This is a genomic window from Methylicorpusculum sp. (assembly GCF_030651835.1).
Taxonomy (GTDB): Bacteria; Pseudomonadota; Gammaproteobacteria; order Methylococcales; family Methylomonadaceae; genus Methylicorpusculum.
In genome coordinates, this window is the sequence record NZ_JAUSBX010000022.1 from 38,608 (window position 1) to 44,962 (window position 6,355).

Here is a 6,355-nt window from a genome sequence, read left to right on the forward strand (position 1 = left end):
TAGATATGAATATAGATATGTACCGAATATTTTATGTGATCCAGAAAAAGCACTGGTGGTTTGTCACTAAGAAAAACATTGTATTGGATGTTATTGATAGGCATCTATGTGTGATCGGCGACATCAAAGTGCTGGATATCGGGTGCGGAAGTGGTTTGATGCTGAATGCCCTTGAAGATTTGGGACAAACCTACGGCATGGACATGTCGGATGATGCCATTAATTTTAGCAAAGAGATATTTAGTGGGAAGGTAGAGAAGGGGGTTTTGCCCGATCAAATTCCATATCAAAAAGATTTCTTTAACCTCATTACAGCCTTAGATGTCATTGAACATATAGATGAAGATGTTGCCTCATTAAAGGCAATACATGCCCTTCTAGTTTCAGATGGTAAAGCAGTAATCACTGTACCAGCATACATGTTTTTGTGGTCAAAATTTGATGAGCTGAACGAACATAAGCGCAGATACACACTCACTGAACTTAACACAAAGCTGGTGCAGGCCGGATTTACAGTGGAGAAAATATCCTATTTCAACACCTTGCTTTTCCCTGTTGTTTTTGTTGTGCGGATGTTAAATAATGTTTTGGAGCGTGATGGAGCTTCAGACATGGATATGCCAAGCCGCCCATTGAATTTTGTTCTTGAGAAAATTTTTGGCATTGAAAGATATCTTCTTAAATTTGCAAATCTGCCATTCGGGGTCTCTGTGTTGGCCGTAGTAAGGAAATGATCTCGAATTGCAAACAAGCCTGTCACAATGGAACGAACAGCTATGAACGATTCTGAACCTCATCGCGTTTCTCTCGTTATCCCTGTTTATTGCGGGGAGAAAACGCTCCCGATACTAATTAAAGAGATTGCACCTCTAACACTAAGGCAGTCTACTCCAGACGGAATAGATTATGTTATCTGTGAAGTGATACTTGTGCATGATTGTGGTTCGGATCGTTCAGACAGAGTTTTAGAAGCGCTTGGTGCCCAATATTCATTTGTCAGGCCGGTATGGTTGTCTCGTAATTATGGACAGCACGCTGCGACAATGGCAGGAATGGCAAGTGCAACAGGCGATTGGGTTGCAACTATTGACGAAGATGGACAGCAAGATCCTGAAGATATTGGACATATGCTGGATAGAGCTATAAGTGCTTCATTGCAGCTTGTTTATGCTGAGCCAATAAATCCACCGCCTCATGGCTGGTTGAGAAACACATTGAGTAAAACTGCCAAAGCCATCACAGCTAAATTACTGGGTAACAGCCAAATGGGCAAATTCAACAGTTTCAGACTTGTTGATGGTGAGATTGCTCGTACTTTGGCAGCTTATTGTGGCAATGGTGTCTACCTTGATGTAGGGCTTTTCTGGATCGCCGGCCGCATTGGTCACTGCCCTGTAAGGCTTAGAAACGAATTAGACCGACCATCTGGCTACTCGTATTTAAAGTTGTTTCGCCACTTTTGGACGTTGGTTCTTACCACTGGTACACGTCCGCTTAGATTGATTACCTTGATGGGTTTTGGTTCTCTTTTCCTAGCCATGGCTATTTCTGGTTATGCGATTTATGGTAAATTTTTCTTAGATAATCCTGTTCAGGGATGGGCATCACTTTTGATTGTGGTCTCCTTTTTTTCTGGTGCAACACTAACCTCTCTTGGAGTTATTGCTGAATATCTTGCCATAACTATGGGCATCGCTATGGGAAAGCCTTTATATGTGATCAGTAGCAAGCCTACTCGCCCAGGAATCCATAAATGACCATTGCTTGGGTTATAGGAGGCAACGGTCTACTCGGATCGGCATTGCAAAGATCCTTACAGCGTTCAGGAACAAATTTGTTTACACCTGTTGAACAGTTTAGATGGAAAAGCGAGTCTGAACTTATTGTTCAGTTAGAGACAGCTGTTAAGGATTTTACTGCTTTAGTAAGTTCTGAGAATGGCTGGCAGATTTACTGGGCTGCTGGTGTGGGTACAATGGGCAGCGAAGGTACAGCACTTACGATTGAAACACAAATTCTGTCTACATTACTCAGTTTTATCGAATCCGAGCAAGGATTGATTGCGGCGGAAGGATGCTTTGTTTTTGCTAGCTCCGCAGGTGCGATTTATGCAGGTGTCACCAAAGATATTATCACCGAAAAAACGCCTGCTGCCCCGACAACCGCCTATGCGCGCGAAAAACTCAAGCAAGAGAGCCTGATAAGCGCGTTTGCAAATAATAATTGCAAAGTATCTGCGTTACTCGCACGAATATCTACCCTTTATGGCCCTGGCCAGGCTAATGGGAAACAGCAGGGAATTTTTTCGGAAATTGCACGCCGTATATTGCGTAATCAACCTATACAAATTTATGTCCCATTTGACACGATACGCGATTATATTACCGCTGACGATGCAGCCAATACCATAATTGCCTGTACGCGCGCAATTAGAGAAAAGCAAGGTGTTTTTACAAAAATAATTGCTTCTGAATTACCAACAACTATTGCCGAAATAATCTCAATATATAAGCGAATTGCTCGTCGCACCCCTAGAATCGTTATTAGTACAAGCAATCTATCTAGCCTTTATAACCGCCGTATACAGTTTCATTCTATCAACGCACCAGCTATTGAAAAGAGATACAGAACAAGCCTTTTTGTTGGTATTGCTCAAGTAATGGCCGCAGAGAGGTCTGCGCTAACACGTTCTCGGTGATGATAAGTTTTTATTTTTTGGTAACGATATGAATAATGAAAGTTTTGACTGCCAATATTCGTTGGGCACATATTTGCCAGAAATCATATTGATTATATTGGCAATACAATTGCTTTTTACCGTGGTTCTTGGAATCTATACCAGAAAAATATATGGTGAGGTTAAAGGTCGACCTTTCCATTTAATCGAAGATACAGAAAATTTAGAACGATATTTGGATAAAAAAGATTATCTATTTCCTGATGATTTCTGGAAGGAAGCTAGCTATATAAAACGTTACGCGGGAAGCGGCTTAGTTAATACGATTGCTGGGTTTGTTGTTATCTTCTTAACAATGTCCATGGGGGTTTCGCCATTGATCTCAAACTTAGCTGGTTATACCGCTGGATTTATTCTGGGTTTTGTACTCACTAAGAAATTCGTTTTTCGAAGTAATGGTCACTTTGTTGCCGAAAGTATTCGTTATCTAGTCGCTTTTTTTATTTCTTTCTTGTTCAACTTGCTTGTGCTGCAATTTGCAATAGTTCATTTAAATTTTAATGCATTGGTATCTCAAGTTGCAGCAGCAGTGGCTTATACACTTCTTATGTACGTCTTGACTCGTTTTTTTGTATTCAGTTCAACAAGAGCAAGCGATTAGGATGAGTGGTCAGATAATAACACGAACTATTTATTGGTCGAAAAATGGTATATCCACTTGAACTTCCTTGTACCATTGAAGCTTTCTAAGGTTAGGAAGAAATGACTGGGGTTGATAAGGTCTCGGTCATCATTGTTAACTGGAATGGCAAACAATTTCTTGAGCGATGCTTGGCTGCATTGATGAGTCAGACGGTCCAGGCGCACGAGATCATTCTAGTGGATAACGCCAGTACCGATGAATCAGTTGAAATCGTTCGGCAATTCCCTTTCGTGCGTTTGATAGAGCAGAATTCCAATACCGGTTTTGCGCACGCCAACAATTTGGCGATCAATGGGGCGTCGACTGAGTCTAAATGGATTGCACTACTAAATCCCGATGCATTCGTGGAACCGCGCTGGCTGGAAGCGCTTCTGCTTGCTGCTGAAAATAATCCAGAATTCGATGTGTTTGGCAGTAATTTGGTCAGTGCTGGCAATCCAGAGGTGATGGATGGAGCTGGTGATGTGTATCATGTGAGTGGTCGTGTGTGGCGTACGGCATATGGCTCACCTGTGCCGACTTTTACCGAAAGGGCGAACGAAGTGTTTTCACCTTGTGCTGCGGCCGCACTTTACCGACATAGTGCTTGGTGCGAAATAGGCGGTTTCGATGAAGACTATTTCTGTTATGTGGAAGACGTAGATCTGGGATTTCGATTAAGGTTAGCGGGGTATCGTTGCCTTTATGTGCCGCAATCCGTGGCCCATCATGTCGGCTCAGGGACTACTGGTGGGCAGCATAGTGATTTTGCGCTGTATCATGGACATCGCAATTTGGTGTGGACATTCGTTAAGGACATGCCAGGTATTTTATTTTGGTTGCTGTTGCCTTTGCATTTGTCGCTGAATTTGGTGAGCATCATCTGGTTTGCGTTACGCGGGCGGGGCGATGTGATTTGGCGAGCCAAGTGCGATGCGATATTGGGCCTCCCAAAAATGTGGAGAAAACGCCAAATCATTCAAAATAAACGTGGGGCTTCTATCTATGAAATTTGGCAAGTATTGGATAAACGTCTAATTCCATCAGCAAGGGTGAGAAAATCTGAATGACAGAGACTATTTCGGCTGTCGTGGTCAATTACAATGCCGGTGAGTTGTTACTTGCTTGTATTGATTCCCTAATTGCTTGTCCAATTGTGGGAGAGATCATTGTCGTTGATAATGCTTCTCATGATGGCAGTTTGGAGGCTATTCAAGATTTTGAGAGGGTCATTATCATTCGAAACTCGCAAAACCTGGGATTTGCGACTGCCTGTAATAAAGGGATTGAGTTGGCTAAGTATGACTTTATTCTATTCCTGAATCCGGATTGCACCTTCGAAAAAGGGACGTTTATTCAAATTATGCAGTGCATGCAAAGTGATGAACGGATCGGAATGGCCGGAGGTTTATTGGTCAACCCGGATGGTTCTGAGCAGGCGGGTTGCAGACGCTCTGTGCCGACGCCCTGGCGATCGTTTGTTAGAGCATTTGGATTATATCGATTTGAAGCCCGTTGGCCGCGGCTTTTTTGTGATTTTAATCAGCTTAATCAACCTATGCCGAGTGTACCGATTGAAGTGGAAGCGCTTTCCGGAGCTTGTATGTTGGTTAAACGAGAGGCGATTGAGGATGTCGGATTATGGGATGAAGACTATTTTCTGCATTGTGAAGATTTAGATTGGTGTATGCGCTTTCGCCTGAAAGAATGGAAAGTCGTATTTGTTCCGAATGCTAAAGTTGTTCATGCGATCGGTGCTTGCAGTCACTCGCGTCCGATCTTTGTAGAATGGCACAAGCATAAGGGTATGATTCGGTTTTACCGTAAGTTTTTTAGTCACCAGTATCCTGGAGTGTTGATGTGGTTGGTGGTCATTGGGGTTTGGTTCCGATTTTTTATGGTCGCGATTCACCATTCTCTGAGAAGTGTCCGTTCTAAAGGGCTGAAATGATATGAAGGATAGTGATGTGTTGCCGTTAAGTGAAATAGGAATTATCGGTGCGACCAGTTTGGTCGGGGATTGTTTGTTGAAACAGCTGATTCAATCCGGTATTCGCGTTGCCGCTTATTCGCGGCGAGAGAAAGTTTCTAGCGTGGATGGGGTTGACTGGCATCGGCTGGACGCTGCGGCAGCAGATGATAAGTCGATTAAACATTGGGTTTCATTGGCACCGATCACCGCTTTATCGGGTTGCTTTTCATTGCTGGAAGCGCAAGGAGCGCGTCGTGTTGTCGTATTGTCTTCCACCAGTCGCTTTACTAAAGTTGACTCGTCAAATCCTGAAGAAAAAGCATATGCGCTGCGTTTCGCCGAAGCGGAGGCACAATTTCAATCATGGGCTGAAAATTTGGGTATTGAGTGGGTGATTTTACGTCCGACCTTGATCTATGGCCTTAAGCGCGATACCAACGTAGGTGAAATTGCCCGTTTTATTCGACGCTTCGGCTTCTTTCCTATTTTAGGCCAAGCCAAAGGTCTGCGGCAGCCTATTCATGCGCAAGATGTCGCGAATGCCTGCCTGGCAGCATTGCAATCACCTTTAGCGGCCAACCGGTCGTATAATATTTCTGGGGGTGAAACGCTGACTTATAGAGCGATGGTTTCACAAATATTTCTAGCTATTCATCGGGAACCTCGCGTGTTTTCCATACCTTTATGGCTATTTCGGGTGGCTGTTGCCGTTTTGAGGCAGTTGCCTCGATACCGGCTTTGGACTGCTGCTATGGCTGAACGGATGAACCAGGATTTGGTATTTGATCACAGCGATGCAACCCGTGATTTTGGCTTTCAGCCGCGGGAATTTAAGTTGAGCAGTGACGATATTTAATTGTTTTGGAATAACTGGGGTCAGGTACGAATGGCACTTACTTAAGCTTCTTCGGATGCCCATATTTTTTCACGTGTTCCCTCGCCTGACCTCTTGGCACAACAAGTAACGGATAGGGTTTCGGTCTTCGTTTTACAGCTCTTGGTTCGATCCGACCGGAACGATTTC

At 43.7% G+C, this 6,355-nt stretch carries 7 protein-coding genes; all 7 read left to right on the forward strand.

Translation table 11 applies throughout. The annotated features are described in order from the left end of the window. Nucleotides 1-5: 5 nt before the first annotated feature. Nucleotides 6-734 (forward strand): class I SAM-dependent methyltransferase, encoded by a 729-nt coding sequence (locus tag Q7V32_RS02830; RefSeq protein ID WP_304895470.1) that lies wholly within the window; start codon nucleotides 6-8, stop codon nucleotides 732-734. Between the two features lie 42 nt (nucleotides 735-776). Beyond that, entirely contained in the window at nucleotides 777-1,757 is a 981-nt protein-coding gene (locus Q7V32_RS02835; protein WP_304895471.1) for a glycosyltransferase, read from the forward strand. After that, entirely contained in the window at nucleotides 1,754-2,698 is a 945-nt protein-coding gene (locus Q7V32_RS02840; RefSeq protein ID WP_304895472.1) for an NAD(P)-dependent oxidoreductase, read from the forward strand. Before Q7V32_RS02835 ends, Q7V32_RS02840 begins: the two co-directional genes overlap by 4 nt. 28 nt (nucleotides 2,699-2,726) lie before the next feature. Next, a complete protein-coding gene (locus Q7V32_RS02845) occupies nucleotides 2,727-3,338 on the forward strand; it encodes a GtrA family protein (protein WP_304895473.1) in 612 nt (203 codons plus the stop codon). Between the two features lie 101 nt (nucleotides 3,339-3,439). Beyond that, a complete protein-coding gene (locus Q7V32_RS02850; RefSeq protein WP_304895474.1) occupies nucleotides 3,440-4,429 on the forward strand; it encodes a glycosyltransferase family 2 protein in 990 nt (329 codons plus the stop codon). After that, entirely contained in the window at nucleotides 4,426-5,310 is an 885-nt protein-coding gene (locus tag Q7V32_RS02855; RefSeq protein WP_304895475.1) for a glycosyltransferase family 2 protein, read from the forward strand. The genes Q7V32_RS02850 and Q7V32_RS02855 overlap by 4 nt, the downstream gene beginning before the upstream one ends. Nucleotide 5,311: 1 nt before the next feature. Then, complete coding sequence (locus tag Q7V32_RS02860) at nucleotides 5,312-6,187, forward strand: NAD(P)-dependent oxidoreductase (protein ID WP_304895476.1); 876 nt, start codon at nucleotides 5,312-5,314, stop codon at nucleotides 6,185-6,187. The last annotated feature ends 168 nt before the right edge of the window (nucleotides 6,188-6,355 follow it).

What these genes read in the sequence shown, in the direction of transcription:
- Q7V32_RS02830 (WP_304895470.1), top strand. Translation starts at nt 6, where the DNA reads ATGAATATAGATATGTACCGAATATTTTATGTGATCCAGAAAAAGCAC.
- Q7V32_RS02845 (WP_304895473.1), top strand. Translation starts at nt 2,727, where the DNA reads ATGAATAATGAAAGTTTTGACTGCCAATATTCGTTGGGCACATATTTG.
- Q7V32_RS02860 (WP_304895476.1), top strand. Translation starts at nt 5,312, where the DNA reads ATGAAGGATAGTGATGTGTTGCCGTTAAGTGAAATAGGAATTATCGGT.
- Q7V32_RS02855 (WP_304895475.1), top strand. Translation starts at nt 4,426, where the DNA reads ATGACAGAGACTATTTCGGCTGTCGTGGTCAATTACAATGCCGGTGAG.
- Q7V32_RS02840 (WP_304895472.1), top strand. Translation starts at nt 1,754, where the DNA reads ATGACCATTGCTTGGGTTATAGGAGGCAACGGTCTACTCGGATCGGCA.
- Q7V32_RS02835 (WP_304895471.1), top strand. Translation starts at nt 777, where the DNA reads ATGAACGATTCTGAACCTCATCGCGTTTCTCTCGTTATCCCTGTTTAT.
- Q7V32_RS02850 (WP_304895474.1), top strand. Translation starts at nt 3,440, where the DNA reads ATGACTGGGGTTGATAAGGTCTCGGTCATCATTGTTAACTGGAATGGC.